Genomic DNA, 18,579 nt, shown 5'->3' with positions numbered 1-18,579 from the left:
ACAATGAGCGAACATAAGAACGCTTTGCCGCGTCTGCACCAGCGCTACGAAGAACTGCTTAAGAAGCAGCTCCGTGAGCAGTTCGGTTATGCTAACGAACTCCAGGTTCCCAAGCTCGAAAAGATCGTGCTGAACATGGGTGTTGGCGAAGCCGCTGGTGACCAGAAGAAGCTTGATGCTGCTTTTGCGGAAATGACCGTGATTTCGGGTCAGAAGCCTGTCAAAACCCTTGCTCGCAAGGCTATTGCTGGCTTTAAGATCCGCGAAGGTCTGCCCATCGGCTGCAAGGTCACGCTTCGTCGTGCCCGGATGTACGAATTTCTTGACCGTCTGGTGACGATCGCTATGCCACGTATCCGCGATTTCCGCGGTCTGCCGGCAAACAAAGGCTTTGATGGGCATGGCAATTTTGCCATGGGTATCAAGGAACAGATCGTGTTTCCTGAAATCGAATATGACAAAATCGATGCCGTCCGCGGCATGGACATCATCTTCGTGACCAGCGCCAAGTCTGATGCTGAAGCAAAGGCCCTGCTGAAGGCCTTTGATCTGCCGTTCAACGGCTGATCAATAATTTTTCAGACCGATCACGGTTAAAATCAGGATTCGGCCTTCCATTGGAAGGCCGCTTTCCTTTATAGACACGCTGATTGGAAAACCGTCGGGATAGGCCTGACAGGTTCCGGGAGAAAATTCGAGATGGCGAAGGTCTCAGCGGTAAACCGTAATAACCATCGTGCTGACTTAGTGAAGCGCGATAAGGAAAAGCGGACCGCTCTCAAGAACATCATCAAGGATCGTACACTGTCGGTTGAAGACCGCTTTGATGCGACCCTTAAGCTGGCCCAGATGCCGCGCAATGGGTCCGCGACACGCGTCCGTCTGCGTTGCAAGCTTTCTGGTCGCCCCCGTGCCAACTATCGCAAGTTCGAACTGAGCCGTATTGCTCTGCGCGATCTTGCCTCCGCCGGCCAGATTCCTGGCATGGTCAAGTCGAGCTGGTAAAGGGTAGATCGAATGTCTTTGTCTGATCCACTGGGCGATATGCTGACCCGGATCCGCAATGCGCAGCGTGCCCGTCATGCTGTCTGCGTTGCGCCTGCATCCAAGCTGCGCGCAAGCGTTCTGGAAGCTCTCAAGCGTGAAGGCTACATCCGTGGTTTCGCTGCTGAAGAGCTCCGCAAGGGTGTTGCACAGCTCCGTATCGAGCTGAAGTATGTAGAAGGCCAGCCGGTCATCAAGGAAATCCATCGCGTTTCCAAGCCCGGCCGTCGCGTCTACTCGAAGATCAAGGAACTTCCGCGCGTTTATGCCGGCCTTGGTGTGTCGATCCTGTCCACCCCGCGTGGCGTCCTGTCGGACGTCGAGGCTCGCGCTGCCAACGTTGGCGGCGAGGTCCTCTGCCGCGTCTTCTAAGGAGGGTCGCATGTCTCGCGTAGGTAAATACCCCGTCGAAGTTCCGGCTGGCGTACAGGTTTCCGTTGCTGATGGCATCTTTAAGGCCAAAGGCAAGCTCGGTGAGCTGAGCGTTCCGGTTTCCCGTCATGTGGAAGTCAAGATTGACGGCAGCAATGTTTCCGTTGCTCCTCTCGGTCGTCGCTCTCGCGAAAACTGGACCATGTGGGGAACCACCCGCGCCCTGATCGCCAATACGGTCAAGGGTGTGTCGGACGGCTTCACCAAGGGGCTTGAAATTCAGGGTACGGGTTTCCGTGCTGCTGTTCAGGGCTCTAACTTGGTGATGAACCTCGGCTTCTCGCACGATGTTGTCTATCCGATCCCGGAAGGCATCAAGATCACCACTCCGCGTCCGACCGCGATTGTTGTTGAAGGTAACGACAAGCAGCGCGTTGGCCAGGTTGCGCTCGATATTCGCAGCTTCCGTAAGCCTGAGCCTTATAAAGGTAAGGGTGTTCGGTACGAGACCGAGGTTCTGCGTCGTAAGGAAGGTAAGAAGAAGTAATGGCATCGCAGCAAGGATTGCAGGAACGCCGCCGTCAGCGGCTGCGTTTCCAGCTTCGTCGCAAGAGCGGCGGCCGGCCGCGTTTGTCGGTCTTTCGTTCCAGCAAGCATATTCATGCCCAGATCATCGACGATGCACAGGGCCGTACGCTCGCCAGCGCATCTACGCTGGAAAAGACGCTTCGCGATGCTGGCAAGACCGGCGCGGACGTATCTGCAGCTACAGTGATCGGCAAGCTGATTGCCGAGCGTGGTGTTGCGGCTGGCGTCAAGACCGTCGTGTTCGACCGCGGCTCTTATCTGTATCATGGCCGGGTCAAAGCCCTGGCAGAGGCTGCCCGCGAGGGCGGACTCTCGTTCTAAGGAGGATCACACATGGCACGTGAGCCAAGAGAAGGCGGCCGTGGTGGTCGTGAGCGCGAGCAGGGCGATGATCTGGTCGACAAGCTCGTCACCATCAACCGTGTTGCCAAAGTCGTAAAGGGTGGTCGCCGTTTTGCGTTTGCTGCCCTCGTTGTTGTCGGTGATCAGAAGGGTCGCGTTGGTTACGGAGCGGGTAAGGCCCGTGAAGTTCCCGAGGCAATCCGCAAAGCAACCGAGCGTGCAAAGCGCACGATGATCCGCGTGCCGATGAAGGAGGGTCGTACCCTTCATCATGACACGTTCGGTCACTACGGTGCTGGCAAGGTTGTCGTCCGTGCGGCTGAAGCCGGTACGGGTATCATTGCTGGTGGTCCGATGCGTGCAGTGTTCGAAAGCCTTGGCGTCAATGACGTTGTGGCCAAGAGCCTGGGAACGCGGAACCCGCACAATATGATCAAGGCTACGTTTGCTGCGCTCGAAAAGGCCAGCAGCCCGCGTCATGTTGCGTCTCGTCGCGGCAAGAAAGCTGCTGAACTGTTTGGTAAGCGCGAGCAGGGCCAGACGGAAGCGGAGGCGGCAAATGGCTGAGAATGGCAAGACCGTTCAGGTTACGCAGATCGCTTCGGTCATCGGTCGTAAACCGGGCCAGGCTGGGACCATCACTGGTCTCGGTCTGCGTGGAATTGGTTCCACGCGTACGCTGGAGGACACTCCGGCCGTGCGTGGAATGATCCGCAAGGTTGCCCACCTCATCAAGGTGGAGGATTGAAATGAACCTCAACGAACTGCGTGACAACGAGGGTTCTCGTTATCGCAAGAAGCGTCTTGGACGTGGCATCGGGTCCGGTAAGGGCAAGACGTCAGGCCGCGGCGTCAAGGGTCAGAAAGCCCGTGAAGGTGTTTCGCTCAACGGCTTCGAGGGTGGTCAGCTTCCGCTGTATCGTCGTATGCCGAAGCGCGGCTTCGTGAACATTTTCCGCAAGGAATATGCTCCGGTGAACCTCGGCGCGATCTCCAAGGCCATTGAAAGCGGAAAGCTGGATAAGGCTGCAACCGTTACCGAAGAGACCCTCCGTCAGGCTGGTCTGGTCAACGGAAGCAAGCTGGCCGGTGTCCGTCTTCTTGCCCATGGTGAACTTTCGCATGGCGTGACCATCGAAGTTGCTGGCGCTTCTGCTGCTGCTCTGGCAGCCGTCGAGAAAGCTGGTGGTACTGTCAAGGTACTCGAGACCAAGAAGGAAGTTCAGGCTGAGGCCTGAGTTATCTTCTCCCGGGCCTTGCCTGGGTTAGGGTTGGATAGTGAACAGCGTCCCGTGCTTATGTGCGGTGGCGCTGTTTTCATGAAAGGACAGGTGGATGGCTTCCGCAGCAGAGCAGCTCGCCGCCAATCTCAATATGAGTTCGTTTTCTAAGGCGACCGAACTCAAAAAGCGTATCTGGTTCACACTTGGTGCGTTGATTGTCTATCGGCTTGGCACCTACATTCCGGTTCCCGGTGTCGATGCGACCGTGATGGGGCAGCTTCTTGCCCAGCATCAGGGTGGCATTCTGGGAATGTTTGACATGTTCACTGGTGGTGCGCTTGGGCGTATGACTGTGTTCGCGTTGAATATTATGCCGTATATCAGTGCTTCGATCATCATCCAGCTTCTTTCAACGGCGCTTCCGTCCATGGAAGCGATGAAGAAAGAAGGTGAGGCAGGTCGTAAGAAGCTTAATCAATATACGCGCTATCTTACGGTCTTTATTGCCCTTTTTCAGGCTTATGGCATCGCTGTTGGTCTGGAAAACATGACGGCACATGGTGCGAACGCTGTGGTGGCTCCCGGTGTCTTCTTCATCATATCCTGTGTCGTAACCCTTGTTGGCGGCACGATGTTTTTGATGTGGCTGGGCGAGCAGATTACGTCCAGAGGCGTCGGAAACGGGATTTCCCTCATCATCTTTGCGGGCATTGTCGCCAATCTGCCAAATGCTCTAGCCAGTCTTTTTGAACTCGGACGGACAGGCGCGCTTTCACCCATTTTCGTGGTGATTTTCCTCGTTCTGGCGATTGCCGTTATCGGCTTTATCGTCTTCATGGAGCAAGCACAGCGCCGTGTTGTGATTCAGTATCCGAAGCGTCAGGTTGGAAACCGTATTTTCGGTGGTGACTCTACCCATATGCCGCTGAAGGTGAATACCGCCGGCGTAATCCCACCGATCTTCGCATCATCCGTACTGCTAATTCCAGTGACGATCTCCGGTTTTATGAACGGACATTCGATGCCGGGATGGCTGTCCATTCTGGGGCAACAACTCGGACAGGGACAGCCGCTTTACATGCTGTTCTATGCGGCGATGATCCTGTTTTTTTCCTATTTCTACGCGGCGATTACGTTTAATCCCGAAGAAACAGCAGAAAACCTACGCAAACAGGGTGGGTTCATTCCAGGCATCCGGCCAGGTGCAAGTACAGCGACGTATTTCGACAAGATCCTGTCTCGTCTGACAGCGATCGGCGCATTGTATTTGGTCTTGGTCTGTCTTTTGCCGCAGATCCTGATCAGCAAATATAATGTCCCCTTCTATTTTGGTGGCACCAGCCTGATTATTATCGTCTCGGTCACGATTGATACAGTCACACAGATTCAGTCTCATCTGGTGGCTCATAAGTATTCTGGACTGATCCGCAAACAACGCAGTCGCGGAAGCCGTGGCGGTCTACAAGGGGGCACGAGACGTCGATGAACATCATTCTTCTTGGACCTCCCGGAGCAGGTAAAGGCACGCAGGCCAAGCGGCTTGAAGCCCTTTACGGTTTCAAGCAGATCTCAACTGGCGATATGCTGCGTGCCGAAGTGGCTGCGGGTTCGCCAATCGGCAACGAAGCCAAAGCGATCATGGAGCAGGGACAGTTTGTCCCTGATCCCATCATTGTCACAATGATCCAGAACCGTATCGCACAGCCGGACTGCCAGCGTGGATTTATCCTCGATGGCTTCCCTAGGACCGAAAGCCAAGCTGAGGCCCTGGACGCCATGCTGTCTCAGCGTGATCTGACAATCGGTGCGGTCATTCTTCTGGATGTGAACGAAGACGAACTTGTAGACCGTATCGCCAGTCGTAGGGGCGAGGACGGAACCCGGCGTCCGGACGACAACCCCGAGGTTGTTCGCGCGCGTCTTGACGTTTATCGCAAGCAGACCGCTCCTATCCTTCCTTATTATGAGAAGGCAGGACGACTGCTTCATGTTGATGGCATGAAAGACGTTGAAAGCGTTGGCAAAGAGCTTGATGCCATCGTTACGGGCACCGTAAAAAACTGAGTTTCACGATGAGATCACGAAAAAGTGATCTCTATTATTTGACTCAGGTAGGGTGAGCAGTCTATTGCGCGCCCTCGACATAGGTGTAGCCAGACCGTCTAGACGTCTTCCGGAATCGGTGGACGGCAGATGTGGCTGCAAGATCATCGACCTGGCTATGGCCGGGGATATAACAGTCTGAGGCGGCTTCGGGCCGCTTCAATGGGAGTAACAGGCGTGGCACGTATTGCCGGCGTAAACATTCCGACCAACAAGCGGGTCGTCATTGCCCTGCGTTATGTCTATGGCATTGGCCCGGCGACAGCGCAGTCCATCTGCAGCAAGCTCGAAATCCCCGATGCAAAGCGCGTCAACGAGCTGTCTGACGATGAGATCGTCAAGATCCGCGAACTGATCGATTCCGAACTGCGCGTCGAAGGTGACCTTCGTCGTGAAACCGCAATGAACATCAAGCGTCTGATGGACCTCGGTTGCTACCGCGGCCTTCGTCACCGTCGTGGCCTGCCGGTCCGCGGTCAGCGTACGCACACCAACGCCCGCACCCGTAAGGGCAAGGCTGTGGCGATTGCAGGTAAGAAGAAGGTTACGCGCTAATCCGCGCCTGATTTTTTTTCATCGACGTTTTGCTTAAACTTTTAGGACGACCTCTCTCATGGCGAAGGCCGCTGCTCCGCGTATCCGTAAAAAGGAACGCAAGAATATCATTTCCGGTGTTGCTCACGTGCTCTCCACGTTCAACAACACCATGATCACCATTTCTGACGCACAGGGCAACGCGATTGCCTGGTCGTCGTCGGGTGCGCAGGGCTTTAAAGGCTCCCGTAAGTCCACGCCGTATGCTGCTCAGGTCGCCGCAGAAGATGCAGGCCGCAAGGCACGCGAGCATGGCATGGAAACGCTTGAGATCGAGGTCTCCGGTCCGGGTTCGGGGCGTGAAAGCGCACTTCGTGCCCTTCAGGCCGTAGGGTTTAACATTACGTCTATCCGCGACATGACGCCCGTGCCGCACAACGGCTGCCGTCCCCGGAAGCGTCGTCGCGTCTGAATGATGCTGTGCTGCGTATCGCGTGCGATACGCAGCATCTGTAAGTGATTGCATCTTTTACCGCACCGCTGGTGCGGGCCCAGGTGCCGCCAATTTCCCTTGGCGTGCTTCGTTGTTTGAAAGGCCACGACCTTGGTTCTCCAGAAAAACTGGCAGTCCCTCATCAAGCCGGAGAAGCTTGAAGTCGAGCCCGGACCGGTTGCCTCGCGCATCGCCACTGTCGTGGCCGAGCCTCTGGAACGCGGCTTCGGCATGACGCTCGGCAATGCACTGCGTCGTATTCTCCTGTCGTCGCTGCAGGGCGCTGCTGTGACCGCCATCCAGATCGATGGCGTGCTGCATGAGTTCTCCGCCGTACCGGGTGTGCGCGAAGACGTCACGGACATCGTCCTGAACGTCAAGCAGCTTGCTCTTCGCATGCACGGTGAAGGCCCCAAGCGCATGATCCTGACGGCCACTGGCCCGGGTGAAGTGACGGCTGGCCAGATCCAGGCAGGTCATGACATCGAGATCATGAATCCTGATCTCGTGATCTGCACGCTCGATGACGGCGTCAAGCTCGGCATGGAATTCACCGTCAATATGGGCAAGGGCTATGTTGCAGCAGCAGCAAACCGTCCGGAAGATGCTCCGATTGGCCTGATTCCCATCGATGCGATCTATTCGCCGGTGCGTCGGGTTTCTTACAAGATCGAGCAGACGCGTGTTGGTCAGGTCACTGACTATGACAAGCTGCTGCTGACGGTCGAGACCAACGGTGCGGTGACGCCTGAAGACAGCCTGGCTCTTGCGGCCCGGATTCTTCAGGACCAGCTGCAGCTGTTCATCAACTTCGATGAACCGCGTCCGGTCCAGCATGAAGAACCGCAGGATGACCTGCCGTTCAACCGCAATCTTCTTCGCAAGGTTGACGAACTTGAGCTTTCGGTGCGTAGCGCCAACTGCCTCAAGAACGACAACATTGTTTACATTGGCGATCTGGTGCAGAAGTCCGAACAGGAAATGCTCCGTACGCCTAATTTCGGGCGCAAGTCGCTCAACGAGATCAAGGAAGTTCTCACCGGTATGGGGCTGTCGCTCGGCATGAGCGTCCCAGCCTGGCCGCCCGAGAACATCGAGGATCTGGCCAAGCGTCTCGACGAGACGTTCTGAGAACTTTCAAGGTAAGGAAAACTAGCAATGCGTCATGGTGTGAGCGGGCGTAAGCTCAATGTCACCTCTTCTCACCGCGCTGCCATGTTCCGCAACATGGCCGTGGCTCTCATCAAGCACGAGCAGATCACGACGACGCTGCCGAAGGCGAAAGAACTTCGTCCGGTCGTCGAAAAGCTGATCACACTCGGCAAGCGTGGCGACCTGCACGCCCGTCGTCAGGCCTTCGCGCAGCTGCGTGACGATGCCGTCGTGACGAAGCTGTTCTCGGCTGTTGCCGAGCGTTACAAGGGACGTGCCGGTGGCTACTCCCGCGTTCTGAAGGCTGGCGTGCGTTATGGCGACAATGCTGATATGGCCGTGATCGAACTGATCGATCGCGATGTCACCGCCAAGGGCCAGGACAGCGGACCGAAGCAGAATGTTGCCGAGGAGCAGGAAGCCGCCTGAGGCTCCTGTTTTGAAGCATTAAAAAAGGCCGGGACAGGAATGTCCCGGCCTTTTTTGATTCGTGGTTTCTTGGTCACGCAAGTGTGTGATATGCAGTCAGCACTCTTTGCAGAATCTTTCCTGTCTCTTTAGGAGGCAGTCTGAATTTCCGTTCCTTCATAAGGAGCGGTTTCTCTCTTTTGAAGAATGTTCCGTCGTTCTTCTCATAGGGTCTGCATCATTCTGAGAAACAGGCCCGAGCACTCTCGTAGGGCCTGCCACGACGCATCGAATATGTATCCTGGCAATGAGGTCCGGATGGGTTCGTGATGCGTCCAGCGTTTGGAGAGCGTTATAATGTCTGAATCTTCCCCTCCAAAACATGGGTTGGCGGAAACCCTTGGAATACCCAGAGCCCTCTTCTGGGCGTTCGTGGGGCAGCTCCTGTTCATGGTCGGCGATGGTGTGGAGGCGGGGTATCTCGATACCTACATGCTTCATCACGGTCATACGCAGGGTTTCGTGAATGAAATGTTCACTTTCTATGGCATCACCGTGATGATCGCCGCCTGGTTCTCCGGGCCGCTTTCTGATCTCATGGGGCCAAAGAAAGTTATGTGGCTTGGTCTTATTTTATGGACCATCCTTGAAATTGGTTTTCTGTCTCTTGGGCTGGGACCAAATAGCGGACCGATGATCCTGCTGTTCTATACGTTGCGAGGATTTGCATACCCGCTGTTTGCGTATGGTTTCCTTGTTTGGATCGCCGCCGCCACGCCAACCGCCATGCTGGGTTCCGCTGCGGGCTGGTTCTGGTTCTCATTTTCTGCAGGTCTCCCCACTCTGGGATCGCAGTTCGCACGATTTGCCATTCCCGCAATCGGTGAGCTTCGCACTTTCTGGTGTTCGCTTGGGCTTGTGATTCTGGGCGGCCTTGTTGCGCTGCTGTTCACGCATGAGCCTACAGGCAAAAAGCGTCTTCTGCCGGATCATATCCCGACCAAAGACATTTTCTTTGGCTCCATGAGCATCATGTGGCGCGAGCCGAAGACGCTGATTGCCGGTATCGTCCGTGTGATTGATACGTCTTCAGAATATGCGTTCCTTGCGATCATGCCCGCGTTTTTTGTGGATCATCTCGGGTTTTCCCTTGCCCAGTGGCTGAACCTCCTGTCGCTCATTTTTCTGAGCAACATCCTGTTCAATCTCGTCTCGGGCATGGTGGCCGATACGCTGGGACACCGGTTTGTCGTGGCGGTTTTTGGTGGGATTGGTGGTTTCGTAGCTATTCCGCTGTTCTATTATGTGCCGCTCTGGTTCCCGGGGAATTTCTGGGCTGTGGCTGCAGCAGGAATTTTCTATGGCGCAACGGTCGCGGCTTTCGTGCCGCTGTCTGGCCTCATGCCACAGATCTGCCCGCGTGAGAAAGCGGCTGCGCTCTCCATTCTTGGTCTGGGTGCCGGGGCATCCACATGGGTTGGACCGGCTGTTGTCGCTGGCTGTGAGGCGGTTTTTGGACCGGGCATGCAGTATGTGATCTGGACGTTTGCAGCGATCTATCTGCTGTCCGCCGGAATGACGATGGCTCTGACCATTTCCCCCGAAGCGCAGCGCTACAATGAAGAAGCTGCACGCCGGGGCGAGGACGCTCCTGCTGTCGGCCACTGAGTGGACGCCCTGATTTAAGGCATTCATTCGTCGCTCTGACGATATAAAGAAAAAGGCAGTCCGCTACCGGGCTGCCTTTTCTGCGTTGGGAGAATGTCATGTCAGGAGAAAGACCTATGGACGCCAGTCTGGAATGTTTGCGGGAGGATGCCGATGGGTGTTCCGGGAAAGGCATTCTGGGAACAAAACTCTCTCGGGCGGCAAGAGAAACGGAAGCACTTGTCAGTGATCTGATGGTGGATCAGCCGCTGTTCTGGCTTCTGGCAGCATCTTTTGTAGGTTTTTTGTTAGGAAAACGTCTTGTAAGGAAAAATTAAACTTCCGCAGCTGCGTGACGTTACGACATGACCACGAACTCTTGTCCAAGGGACCACCGTCATGCTGCACTATGCGATTGTTTTCTTCATTATTTCCATCATTGCCGGTGTTTTCGGCTTTTCAGGCATCTCTGCCGCTACAGCAGGCATTGCCAAGCTGTTTTTCATTATCTTCCTGGTTCTGGCAGTGTTGGCCATTCTCGCAGGTGTTGCGGGACTGCACGCACTCTGATCGCCTGATACAAGGCTGATACGAAAAGGGCGGGTGCCAATGGCCCCGCCCTTTTTTATGGTCTTCAGTTCCCGTTCTTGTCCCTCTGGATGAAGGAGGGCAGGAACGGATTGTCCGTCTGAAGCGAGTTTTTGCTTGGAAGCTGTTGCGTCGTCCAGCCTCCGCCCAGATCCGTCATGAGCTTGACCTCGGCAAGAAACTGCTGCTGCCGCACGCTGAGCTGGGTTTCCTGATACTGAAGGGCGTTCTGTTCGGCGGTGATGACCGTCGTGTAAATCTGCGTTCCGGCGAGATACTCGTTCATGGACACCTGAACGGCGCTTTCGGCGGTTTTCACGGCAGCATTCTGCAAGGCAAGCTGTTGATCGAGATAGCGCAGGCCGGACATCTGATCTTCGGTGTCCTGAAGGGCTGCGAGAACCGTCTGGCGGTAGGTGGCCACGGCATTGTCGTAATCGGCTTCTGCACTGCGTACCGCAGCGGAACGCGCGCCGCCCTGGAAGATGGTTTCGCTCGCCGCTGCGCCGAGGCTCCAAGTGCGGGTAGCGGCCTGGATCAGCTGTTCAAGAGGATTGCCGCTATAGCCGTAAGACGCGGAGAGGGTCACTTGCGGGAAAAAAGCACCGATCTCATACCCGATTTCCGCATTATAGGCTTCCATGTTGCGCTCGGCCTGCGCCACGTCCGGACGGCGCTGAAGCAACATGGAGGGTACGGCGACGGGGGCGGCTGGGATAGTATCGGGCAGGGGCGATGCCGCCAGAGTGAGTTCCACAGGAGCGCGGCCTGTCAGCATCGCAATCGCGTGTTCGTACTGCGCGCGGGCAATATGGGCGTTGGACAGGTTGGCCTGCGTCGATTGCAGCAGGTAGCGGGCCTGAAGGACGCTCGTCGGATCTGCGACGCCGGCATCAAGCTGGTTCTGGAGAATTTCCAGATTGTGGCGATACAGCTCCACATTGCGAGCATAAAGCGCAATCAGACTGTCCTGATAGCGCAGATCAAAGTAATCCTGCGCGAGCTGGAGCTGATAGGACAGTCGCATGTTCGCAACGAGTGCGGCGTCGGCCTGTGTGGCGGCAACCTGCTGCTGAACCTGTCGGCGGATCATGCCCCAGACGTCTACGGTCCAGCTTGCGGACGGTCCGGTGGTCCATGTGTTGGATGTGTAGGACTGGCTGGACGTGTAGGGAATACCGTTGCTGGCATTCGACGTGCTGCCGCCCTGTGAGTTGCGGTTGAAGCTGAATTTGCCGCTCAGCGTCGGGAAAAGCTGCGCGCGGATCGAATCAATCGTCGCGGCCGCCTTGCGGTACTGCGCTTCATATTCTTTCAGGCTCTGGTTGGACGTGGCCACGCGTTCTTCAAGGTCGTTGAGAACGGGATCGTTGAAGATCGTCCACCAGTCTCCTTTGGGCATTTTCGCAAGATCGGGGGCAGCCATCTGCCAGCCCGGCGGCGGAGGTGCTTCCTTGAACTTGGCGGAGATGATGGCTTTCGGACGATGATAGTTCGGCCCGACCATGCCGCCGATACAGCCGCTCAGGAAAGGCAGGGTCGACGCCCCCAGCAGGGCAGTGCGCAGGGTGGATTTACGGAGGGCGGGCATCAGGACTGTGTTCCCCGGGCTGAGAGATGGAAAAAGGAGGCGATATGGGCGCGTAGACGGCCCATGGCGCGTCCGAACCGGTCGAGATACAGGAAAATGACGGGCGTGCTGTAGAGCGTCAGCAACTGGCTGACCACGAGGCCGCCGAGAATGGCGATTCCCAGAGGTCGGCGGAGTTCGCAGCCATATCCGTTGCCGATGATGAGGGGCACGGCACCGAAAGCCGCCGCCAGAGACGTCATGAGGATGGGACGGAAACGCAGATGGCTGGCCTGACGGATGGCCTCTCTGGCCGACAGCCCTTCACGCTGTGCCACGAGGGCGAAGTCGATCAGCATGATGGCGTTTTTCTTGACGATGCCGATCAGCAGGATGACGCCGATCATGGCCATGAGGGAGAATTCCTCACCACAGACCTGAAGAGCCAGAATGGCGCCGACGCCTGCGGATGGCAGCGTCGAAAGGATCGTCAAAGGATGGATCAGGCTTTCATACAGGATACCCAGCACAATATAGACGGCTGCGAGTGCGGCAAGAATCAGCAAAACCTCACTCCCAGCAGACTTCTGGAAAGCCGCCGCATTGCCTGCAAACCCACCATGAATGTCTGACGGAACATGCAGCTTCACCATGGCAGCCTGCACGGCATCCACAGCAGGACCGAGCGAGACGCCGGGCGCAAGGTTGAAGGACACGGTCGTTGCGACGGATTGTCCTTCATGGCTGACGGCCAGGGCTGTATTGGTGTTGCGCTGGCGTGAGAGAACGGACAGGGGCACCATGGTAGCCATGCTCGTTGCAACCGCTGCGCCGCTTGACGCTGATTTTCCGCCTGCCAGCGCGTTGGCGACGGAGTTCTGATAGGACTGCTCACTCTGCGACAGGGTCGTGACAGCCGTTGTGGCGCGGGCGCGGATATTGTTCGACGCCGTACCGCCTGCCGCTGTCCCGCCGGAGGTGCTGATCCACATCTGTTGCAGCATCGACGGGTCCTGCCAGTAGCGGGGCGCGGCTTCCATGATGACGCGGTACTGGTTGAGATTGCCATAAATAATGGACGCCGCGCGCTGGCCGAACGCGTCATAGAGCGTGTTGGAAATGAGCTGCGGCGTGACGGAATAGCGGGCTTCCGTGTCACGGTTGATGGCGATGTTGATCCCCTGACCGCCCTGTTCCACGTCCGATGTCACGTCCATGAGTTCCGGCAGTTTGGAAAGCGCGGCCACGATCTTGGGGGTCCATTCGAACAGGTCTTCGGCGGAAGGCCCCTCAAGCGAATACTGATAGGCGGCGTCCCCGGGTCGTGCGCCCGTTCGGACGCTGCCGGGGGCCATCAGGCGGAGTTGCGCGCCGGGAATATGGGAGAACCTGCGCGTCAGACGCTGGATGGTGGTTGCGAGATCGTCCGTCCGCTCGGATTTGGGCTTGAGTGCAATGAACATGTTCGCCGAGTTGGCCGAACGCCCGCCGACACCCCCCATAACGCCAACGACATCCCGGTCGGACGCGACGCTCTTCATGGCTTTGACCACGATTTTCTGAAGCGCCTGAAACGAGATCGACTGATCGGCCACCAGTCGTCCCATGATCTGTCCGGTGTCTTCGGAAGGAAAGAAACCCTTAGGCATTTTCACATACAAAACACCTGCCAACACCAGTGTGGCGGGCAGGGACATCGCGATCAGGAACTGATGCCCCAGAGCCCAGTCCAGCGATTTTCCGTAACCCGACGTGATGGCGCTGATCATACGTTCGAGGAAACGGCCGATCTTCTTCCACAGACCCGGACCGTTATCGTCCGTGTGGGTCAGGAGCTGGGCGCTGATCATGGGCGTCAGCGTCAGGGACAGAAGCAGCGAAATGCAGAGTGTGATGACCATGGTCATCGCGAACTCATGGAACAGCCGCCCCGCGATCCCGCCCATGAGCATGATTGGCGCAAACACTACGATCAGCGAAACCGTGATCGAAACGACCGTGAACGCGACCTCGGTCGTGCCTCTGATAGCGGCATCCTGTCGGTCGTAGCCCATCTCCATGTAGCGGGCGATGTTTTCCAGAACGACGATGGCATCATCGACCACGAAGCCCGTCGAAATCGTCAGGGCCATCAGCGACATGTTGTCGAGCTGGTATCCCATCAAAGCCATGACCCCGAAGGTTCCCACGATCGAAACTGGAACCACGATGGCTGGAACCATGATGGCGGACAGACTGCGCAGGAACAGCAGAACGACAACCACCACGAGCACGACGGCGATGACGAGGGTCTGTTTCGTATCGTCTAGCGAGGCGCGGATTGTCTTGGAACGGTCGATCAGGATCGAAATATTGGTATTGCCGGGCAAGGCGGACTGAAGGGCTGGCAGGCGGCTGCGGATGCCGTCGATCGTCTTGATGACGTTTGCGCCACCCTGCGAGAAGACGGTGCAGATAATGGCGGCGTTCCCGTTCAGATACCCCGCCTGCCGGAGATCTTCGACGCTGTTCCTGACGTCCGCCAGATCCGTCAGGCGGACGGGCTGGTTGTTGCGATAGGCAATGACCAGATCACGATACTCCTCCGCATCCGTCGCCTGATCGTTGGTGGAGAGCATCATGCGCTCGCCATTGGCGTCCAGAAAACCCTTGGGCGTATGAGCATTGGCGGAGGCGAGGGCGGCGCGCAGATCCTCGAAACCGATCCCGTAATGGAACAGGCGCAGCGGATTGATTTCAACACGCACGGCCGGAAGGGACGCTCCACGGATTTCTACATCACCGACGCCCTGGATCTGGCTGAGCTGCGGGATGAGGATATTGCTTGCGAAATCGTAAAGTTCCTGCGGCGTTCGGGTGCTGGACGATAGCGTCAAAGCGAGGATGGGCGGGCCGTTGGAGTTCGCCTTCATATAGGTCGGGTTGCTGCGCAGACTGGTGGGCAGATCCTGCCGCGCGCCCTGCAAAGCGGCTTCCACGTCACGCGCAGCGCCGTTGATGTCGCGCGACAGGTCGAACTGAAGGGTGATGCGCGTCTGGTTGACCATGGATTCCGAGGTCATTTCCGTGACGCCGGAAATCGCCCCCAGATGTCGCTCCAGAGGCCCTGCGATCGTGCTCGCGATTTCGGAGGGGGAGCCGCCGGGCTGGTTTGCGGTCACCATGATGACCGGAAAGTCCACGTCCGGCAGATCGGCGACGGGCAGGGCGAAATAGCCCATAACGCCGCCGATCACGAGAGCGACCGCCAGCAGCGTCGTGCCAACGGGCCTCAGGACAAAGAGGCGAACCAGATTCACGGAGCGCCTGTATTGGGGCTTGGAGTCTGGGGCTGCGACGGCGGGCTATGTCGGCGGTGACGCTGTATGAAGGCGCGTGTTTTCGTCCCCAGTTCATCCATGAACAGATAGATGACGGGCGTGGTGAACAGGGTTAGAAGCTGGGACATCATCAGGCCGAAAACGATGGCCACACCCAGCGGACGGCGCAGTTCGGAGCCCACACCCGTGCCGATCAGCAGGGGCAGGGCGCCGAACAGGGCGGCCAGCGTGGTCATCAGGATCGGACGGAAGCGGAGCATCGCCGCCTGCTTGATGGATTCAAGTGGCGTATGACCTTCCAGACGCTCGGCTTCGAGCGCGAAGTCGATCATCATGATGGCGTTCTTTTTCACGATGCCGATCAGCAGCACGATGCCGATGATGCCCATGATGTCGAGATCCATCCCGAACAGATAAAGCCCGATCAGCGCACCGATGGCGGCGGATGGCAGGGTGGAAAGGATCGTGATCGGGTGGATATAGCTCTCATAGAGAATGCCCAGCACAATATAGACCGCAACCACAGCCGCCATGACCAGCCAGACCTCGTTGGACAGCGAGGAACGGAACGCTGCCGCCGTGCCCTGGAAGGCGGTCTGGAACTCCCGTGGCAGACCGATCTGCTTTTCTGCGCGCTCGATGGCGTTGGTCGCAGCGCCCAGCGAATAGCCGCTGGCCACGTTGAACGACACGGTCGTGGCCGGGAACTGGCCGAAATGGCTGATGAGCAGCGGGGCAAGGACATGCGTCATCGTCGTCACCTGAGACAGCGGTACGAGCCCCGATGTCGGCTGGCGCGTCGGGCCGGACGTGCTGCCACCGGCCTGCGAAGAAATGCCCGGCAGGTAAAGCTGGCTCAGGGACGTGAGATCAGTCTGGAGTTTGGGGTCGGCTTCCAGAATGACGCGATACTGGTTAGACTGCGTGTAGATCGTCGTGATCTGACGCTGGCCATAGCTGTCATACAGCAGATTATCGACCGTCTGCGGCGTGATGGAGTATCGCGCACCGGTCGGACGGTCGAGCGAAAGCTGTGCGACCAGACCCTCGGCCTGAAGATCGGACGTTACATCAGTCAGTGACGGCTCCTTGCGCAGAGCCTCCACGAATTTCGGTACCCAGGTCTTGAAGGTGTCGTAATCCGGGTTTTCCAGCATGAACTGGTACTGCGTGGCAGAAATCGAGGAATCCAGAGACAGATCCTGAATCGGCTGGACGTAAAGCTGTGCCCCGATCACCTGATCTCCGGTGGAGGAGAGACGACGCATGATTGCCTCAAGGCTGGACGTGCGCTGCTCACGCGGCTTGAGGTTGATCAGGAAGCGCCCGACATTCAACGTCATGTTCTGGCCGTCGATGCCCACGAAAGACGAAATGCTGGCGACGTCGGGGTCTTTCAGGATCACGTCTCCAAGAGCGGCCTGACGGTCCTTCATGCCCTCGAAAGAAATGGCCTGCGACATCACGGAGATGCCCTGAATGACGCCGGTATCCTGTGTCGGGAAAAAGCCCTTGGGAATGGTCCACGCCAGAACACCGGTCAGGACGATCGTGCCGAGCGTGACCAGAAGGGTCGTGACACGAAAGCGCAGCACGACATCGAGCCAGCGCCCGTAACCCGCGATCAGGGCGTTGATGCCGCGCTCGGTGCGATTGGACAGGCGGCTCCAGACTGTGTTTTTCGTGGATGGCGCATGCGTGTCGGACAGCAGGCGCGCGCACATCATCGGCACCAGCGTCAGGGCGACGACAGCGGAAATGATGATGGTGATGGAGAGCGTCATCGCGAATTCATGGAACAGACGCCCGACGACGTCCTTCATGAACAGCAGGGGGATCAGCACGGCGATCAGCGAAACCGTCAGCGAGATGATGGTGAAGCCGATCTCCCCCGCGCCTTTGAGCGCAGCGGTGTAGCGGTCTTCACCAGCCTCGACGTAACGGGCGATGTTCTCGATCACGACGATGGCGTCGTCGACAACGAAGCCGGTCGCAATCGTCAGGGACATCAGTGACAGATTGTCGAGCGAGAAGCCCAGTAGATACATCGCTGCCAGCGTCCCGATCAGCGATAGCGGAACGGACAGGCTGGGAATAATCGTCGCCGGGATATTCCGCAGGAACACGAAGATCACGCCCACGACGAGAAGCATCGCGAGCGCCAGTTCGTATTCCACGTCATTGACCGAAGCGCGGATGGTGGTGGTGCGGTCGGTCAGCGGGGTGACATCAATGCCCGGCGGCAGATCGAGCTTGAGCTGCGGCAGGACCCGCAGCACGTTGTCCACGACGCCGATGACGTTCGCGCCGGGCTGACGCTGCACGTTCAGAATCAGCGCAGGCGTGCGGTTGGCCCAGGCGGCAAGCTGTGCGTTCTCCGCCCCTTCAACCACCGTCGCAATGTCGCGCACGCGTATCGGGCCGTTGTTCTGATACGCGATCACCTGATTCATGAGCTGTTCGACGGACTGGATCTGGCCATCGATGCGCAGAGAGGTGGAGCGCTTGGGGCCGTCGAACGTGCCGGTCGGGGAATTGACGTTCACCGTGCTGATGATGGTGCGCAGCGTGTCGATCGCGATGCCGTAAGACGTCAATTTCGGAATGTTGACCTGAATCCGGTACGCTTTGCGGTTGCCGCCTGATAGCGTGACAAGACCGACGCCGGAAATCTGGCTGATCTTCTGTTCAAGCCGCGTGTTGACGTAATCTTCGACCTCAGGAAGCGGCAGGGTTTTTGACGTGATGCCCAGCGTCAGGACGGGGGTGTCTGCCGGATTGACCTTCGCATAAATTGGAGGGGCGGGCAGATCGCTGGGTAGCAGGGATGTGGCGTTGTTGATTGCGGCCTGCACTTCCTGCTCGGCCACATCCATCGACATGTCCAGCCCAAAACGCAGCGTCAGAACCGAAGCGCCTCCCGAAGACTGGGACGTCATCTGGTCCAGTCCGGCCATCTGGCCGAGCTGGGTTTCCAGAGGCGCGGTGACGGACGTGCTCATGACGTCCGGCCCGGCACCCGGATAGAACGTTGAGACCGTGATCGTCGGATATTCGACCTGCGGCAGCGCTGAGACGGCCAGAAAGTGGTAGCCGAGCAGGCCGCTCAGCAGGATGGCGAACATCAGAAGGCTGGTGGCAACCGGGCGCTCGATGAACAGGCGGGACGGATTCACGATCTTGCTGTTCCCTGTT

Annotated in this window: 20 protein-coding genes; 17 read left to right on the top strand and 3 right to left on the bottom strand. The window is 57.7% G+C overall.

Features of this window, described 5'->3' with window-relative positions:
- Positions 1-3: 3 nt before the first annotated feature.
- The 17 genes from rplE to HKD21_RS06970 all read left to right on the top strand — a co-directional run bounded on the left by rplE (position 4) and on the right by HKD21_RS06970 (position 10,476).
- The gene (gene rplE, locus HKD21_RS07050; protein WP_194254954.1) at positions 4-567 is read left to right on the top strand and encodes a 50S ribosomal protein L5; all 564 of its coding nucleotides are present in this window, start codon (positions 4-6) and stop codon (positions 565-567) included.
- Positions 568-699: 132 nt separating this feature from the next.
- Complete coding sequence (rpsN, locus tag HKD21_RS07045; protein WP_194254952.1) at positions 700-1,005, top strand: 30S ribosomal protein S14; 306 nt, start codon at positions 700-702, stop codon at positions 1,003-1,005.
- A 12-nt stretch (positions 1,006-1,017) separates the two neighbouring features.
- On the top strand, positions 1,018-1,416 hold the full coding sequence (gene rpsH, locus HKD21_RS07040; protein WP_011251952.1) for a 30S ribosomal protein S8: 399 nt from the start codon (positions 1,018-1,020) through the stop codon (positions 1,414-1,416).
- A gap of 10 nt (positions 1,417-1,426) precedes the next feature.
- The gene (gene rplF / locus HKD21_RS07035; RefSeq protein ID WP_194254949.1) at positions 1,427-1,963 is read left to right on the top strand and encodes a 50S ribosomal protein L6; all 537 of its coding nucleotides are present in this window, start codon (positions 1,427-1,429) and stop codon (positions 1,961-1,963) included.
- The gene (gene rplR / locus HKD21_RS07030; protein WP_011251950.1) at positions 1,963-2,325 is read left to right on the top strand and encodes a 50S ribosomal protein L18; all 363 of its coding nucleotides are present in this window, start codon (positions 1,963-1,965) and stop codon (positions 2,323-2,325) included. Before rplF ends, rplR begins: the two co-directional genes overlap by 1 nt.
- Before the next feature lie 12 nt (positions 2,326-2,337).
- Positions 2,338-2,913 (top strand): 30S ribosomal protein S5, encoded by a 576-nt coding sequence (gene rpsE / locus HKD21_RS07025; protein ID WP_194254947.1) that lies wholly within the window; start codon positions 2,338-2,340, stop codon positions 2,911-2,913.
- Positions 2,906-3,094 carry a 50S ribosomal protein L30 gene (gene rpmD / locus HKD21_RS07020; RefSeq protein ID WP_194254946.1) on the top strand — a complete coding sequence of 63 codons (189 nt, stop codon included), beginning with the start codon at positions 2,906-2,908 and terminating at the stop codon, positions 3,092-3,094. The genes rpsE and rpmD overlap by 8 nt, the downstream gene beginning before the upstream one ends.
- 1 nt (position 3,095) lies before the next feature.
- Positions 3,096-3,584 (top strand): 50S ribosomal protein L15, encoded by a 489-nt coding sequence (gene rplO / locus HKD21_RS07015; RefSeq protein WP_194254945.1) that lies wholly within the window; start codon positions 3,096-3,098, stop codon positions 3,582-3,584.
- Between the two features lie 97 nt (positions 3,585-3,681).
- Complete coding sequence (gene secY / locus HKD21_RS07010) at positions 3,682-5,055, top strand: preprotein translocase subunit SecY (RefSeq protein ID WP_194254944.1); 1,374 nt, start codon at positions 3,682-3,684, stop codon at positions 5,053-5,055.
- The gene (locus HKD21_RS07005) at positions 5,052-5,633 is read left to right on the top strand and encodes an adenylate kinase (RefSeq protein ID WP_194254943.1); all 582 of its coding nucleotides are present in this window, start codon (positions 5,052-5,054) and stop codon (positions 5,631-5,633) included. The genes secY and HKD21_RS07005 overlap by 4 nt, the downstream gene beginning before the upstream one ends.
- Before the next feature lie 216 nt (positions 5,634-5,849).
- Positions 5,850-6,227, top strand: coding sequence for a 30S ribosomal protein S13 (gene rpsM, locus HKD21_RS07000; RefSeq protein WP_062029339.1), 378 nt, complete (start codon positions 5,850-5,852; stop codon positions 6,225-6,227).
- A gap of 58 nt (positions 6,228-6,285) precedes the next feature.
- Positions 6,286-6,678 carry a 30S ribosomal protein S11 gene (gene rpsK / locus HKD21_RS06995; RefSeq protein ID WP_011251943.1) on the top strand — a complete coding sequence of 131 codons (393 nt, stop codon included), beginning with the start codon at positions 6,286-6,288 and terminating at the stop codon, positions 6,676-6,678.
- 132 nt (positions 6,679-6,810) lie between these two features.
- A complete protein-coding gene (locus tag HKD21_RS06990) occupies positions 6,811-7,830 on the top strand; it encodes a DNA-directed RNA polymerase subunit alpha (RefSeq protein ID WP_011251942.1) in 1,020 nt (339 codons plus the stop codon).
- Between the two features lie 27 nt (positions 7,831-7,857).
- A complete protein-coding gene (gene rplQ, locus HKD21_RS06985; RefSeq protein ID WP_194254942.1) occupies positions 7,858-8,280 on the top strand; it encodes a 50S ribosomal protein L17 in 423 nt (140 codons plus the stop codon).
- A gap of 336 nt (positions 8,281-8,616) precedes the next feature.
- Complete coding sequence (locus HKD21_RS06980) at positions 8,617-9,927, top strand: MFS transporter (RefSeq protein WP_194254941.1); 1,311 nt, start codon at positions 8,617-8,619, stop codon at positions 9,925-9,927.
- 116 nt (positions 9,928-10,043) lie between these two features.
- Positions 10,044-10,244, top strand: a complete 201-nt coding sequence (locus HKD21_RS06975) for a hypothetical protein (protein ID WP_194254939.1) — start codon at positions 10,044-10,046, stop codon at positions 10,242-10,244.
- 61 nt (positions 10,245-10,305) lie between these two features.
- A complete protein-coding gene (locus HKD21_RS06970) occupies positions 10,306-10,476 on the top strand; it encodes a DUF1328 domain-containing protein (protein ID WP_007282750.1) in 171 nt (56 codons plus the stop codon).
- Between the two features lie 64 nt (positions 10,477-10,540).
- Here HKD21_RS06970 and HKD21_RS06965 read toward each other — a convergent pair whose 3' ends face one another.
- The 3 genes from HKD21_RS06965 to HKD21_RS06955 are packed head-to-tail and all read right to left on the bottom strand — an operon-like array spanning position 10,541 to position 18,560.
- Complete coding sequence (locus HKD21_RS06965) at positions 10,541-12,085, bottom strand: efflux transporter outer membrane subunit (RefSeq protein ID WP_194254938.1); 1,545 nt, start codon at positions 12,083-12,085, stop codon at positions 10,541-10,543.
- The gene (locus HKD21_RS06960) at positions 12,085-15,363 is read right to left on the bottom strand and encodes an efflux RND transporter permease subunit (protein WP_194254937.1); all 3,279 of its coding nucleotides are present in this window, start codon (positions 15,361-15,363) and stop codon (positions 12,085-12,087) included. The genes HKD21_RS06965 and HKD21_RS06960 overlap by 1 nt, the downstream gene beginning before the upstream one ends.
- The gene (locus tag HKD21_RS06955) at positions 15,360-18,560 is read right to left on the bottom strand and encodes an efflux RND transporter permease subunit (RefSeq protein WP_194254936.1); all 3,201 of its coding nucleotides are present in this window, start codon (positions 18,558-18,560) and stop codon (positions 15,360-15,362) included. Before HKD21_RS06955 ends, HKD21_RS06960 begins: the two co-directional genes overlap by 4 nt.
- Between the last annotated feature and the right edge of the window lie 19 nt (positions 18,561-18,579).

The organism is Gluconobacter cerevisiae, assembly GCF_015244675.1.
In the GTDB taxonomy this organism is placed as follows: Bacteria; Pseudomonadota; Alphaproteobacteria; order Acetobacterales; family Acetobacteraceae; genus Gluconobacter; species Gluconobacter cerevisiae.
Note: the sequence above shows the minus strand (reverse complement) of the source record. Positions and strands in the feature narration are given on the sequence as shown.

Coding starts and splice junctions, on each gene's coding strand:
- rplO (WP_194254945.1), top strand. CDS start 3,096: ATGAACCTCAACGAACTGCGTGACAACGAGGGTTCTCGTTATCGCAAG.
- HKD21_RS06965 (WP_194254938.1), bottom strand. CDS start 12,085: ATGCCCGCCCTCCGTAAATCCACCCTGCGCACTGCCCTGCTGGGGGCG.
- rpsE (WP_194254947.1), top strand. CDS start 2,338: ATGGCACGTGAGCCAAGAGAAGGCGGCCGTGGTGGTCGTGAGCGCGAG.
- rpsK (WP_011251943.1), top strand. CDS start 6,286: ATGGCGAAGGCCGCTGCTCCGCGTATCCGTAAAAAGGAACGCAAGAAT.
- HKD21_RS06980 (WP_194254941.1), top strand. CDS start 8,617: ATGTCTGAATCTTCCCCTCCAAAACATGGGTTGGCGGAAACCCTTGGA.
- rplQ (WP_194254942.1), top strand. CDS start 7,858: ATGCGTCATGGTGTGAGCGGGCGTAAGCTCAATGTCACCTCTTCTCAC.
- secY (WP_194254944.1), top strand. CDS start 3,682: ATGGCTTCCGCAGCAGAGCAGCTCGCCGCCAATCTCAATATGAGTTCG.
- rplR (WP_011251950.1), top strand. CDS start 1,963: ATGGCATCGCAGCAAGGATTGCAGGAACGCCGCCGTCAGCGGCTGCGT.
- rpsN (WP_194254952.1), top strand. CDS start 700: ATGGCGAAGGTCTCAGCGGTAAACCGTAATAACCATCGTGCTGACTTA.
- rpsH (WP_011251952.1), top strand. CDS start 1,018: ATGTCTTTGTCTGATCCACTGGGCGATATGCTGACCCGGATCCGCAAT.
- rplF (WP_194254949.1), top strand. CDS start 1,427: ATGTCTCGCGTAGGTAAATACCCCGTCGAAGTTCCGGCTGGCGTACAG.
- HKD21_RS06975 (WP_194254939.1), top strand. CDS start 10,044: ATGGACGCCAGTCTGGAATGTTTGCGGGAGGATGCCGATGGGTGTTCC.
- rplE (WP_194254954.1), top strand. CDS start 4: ATGAGCGAACATAAGAACGCTTTGCCGCGTCTGCACCAGCGCTACGAA.
- HKD21_RS07005 (WP_194254943.1), top strand. CDS start 5,052: ATGAACATCATTCTTCTTGGACCTCCCGGAGCAGGTAAAGGCACGCAG.
- HKD21_RS06970 (WP_007282750.1), top strand. CDS start 10,306: ATGCTGCACTATGCGATTGTTTTCTTCATTATTTCCATCATTGCCGGT.
- rpmD (WP_194254946.1), top strand. CDS start 2,906: ATGGCTGAGAATGGCAAGACCGTTCAGGTTACGCAGATCGCTTCGGTC.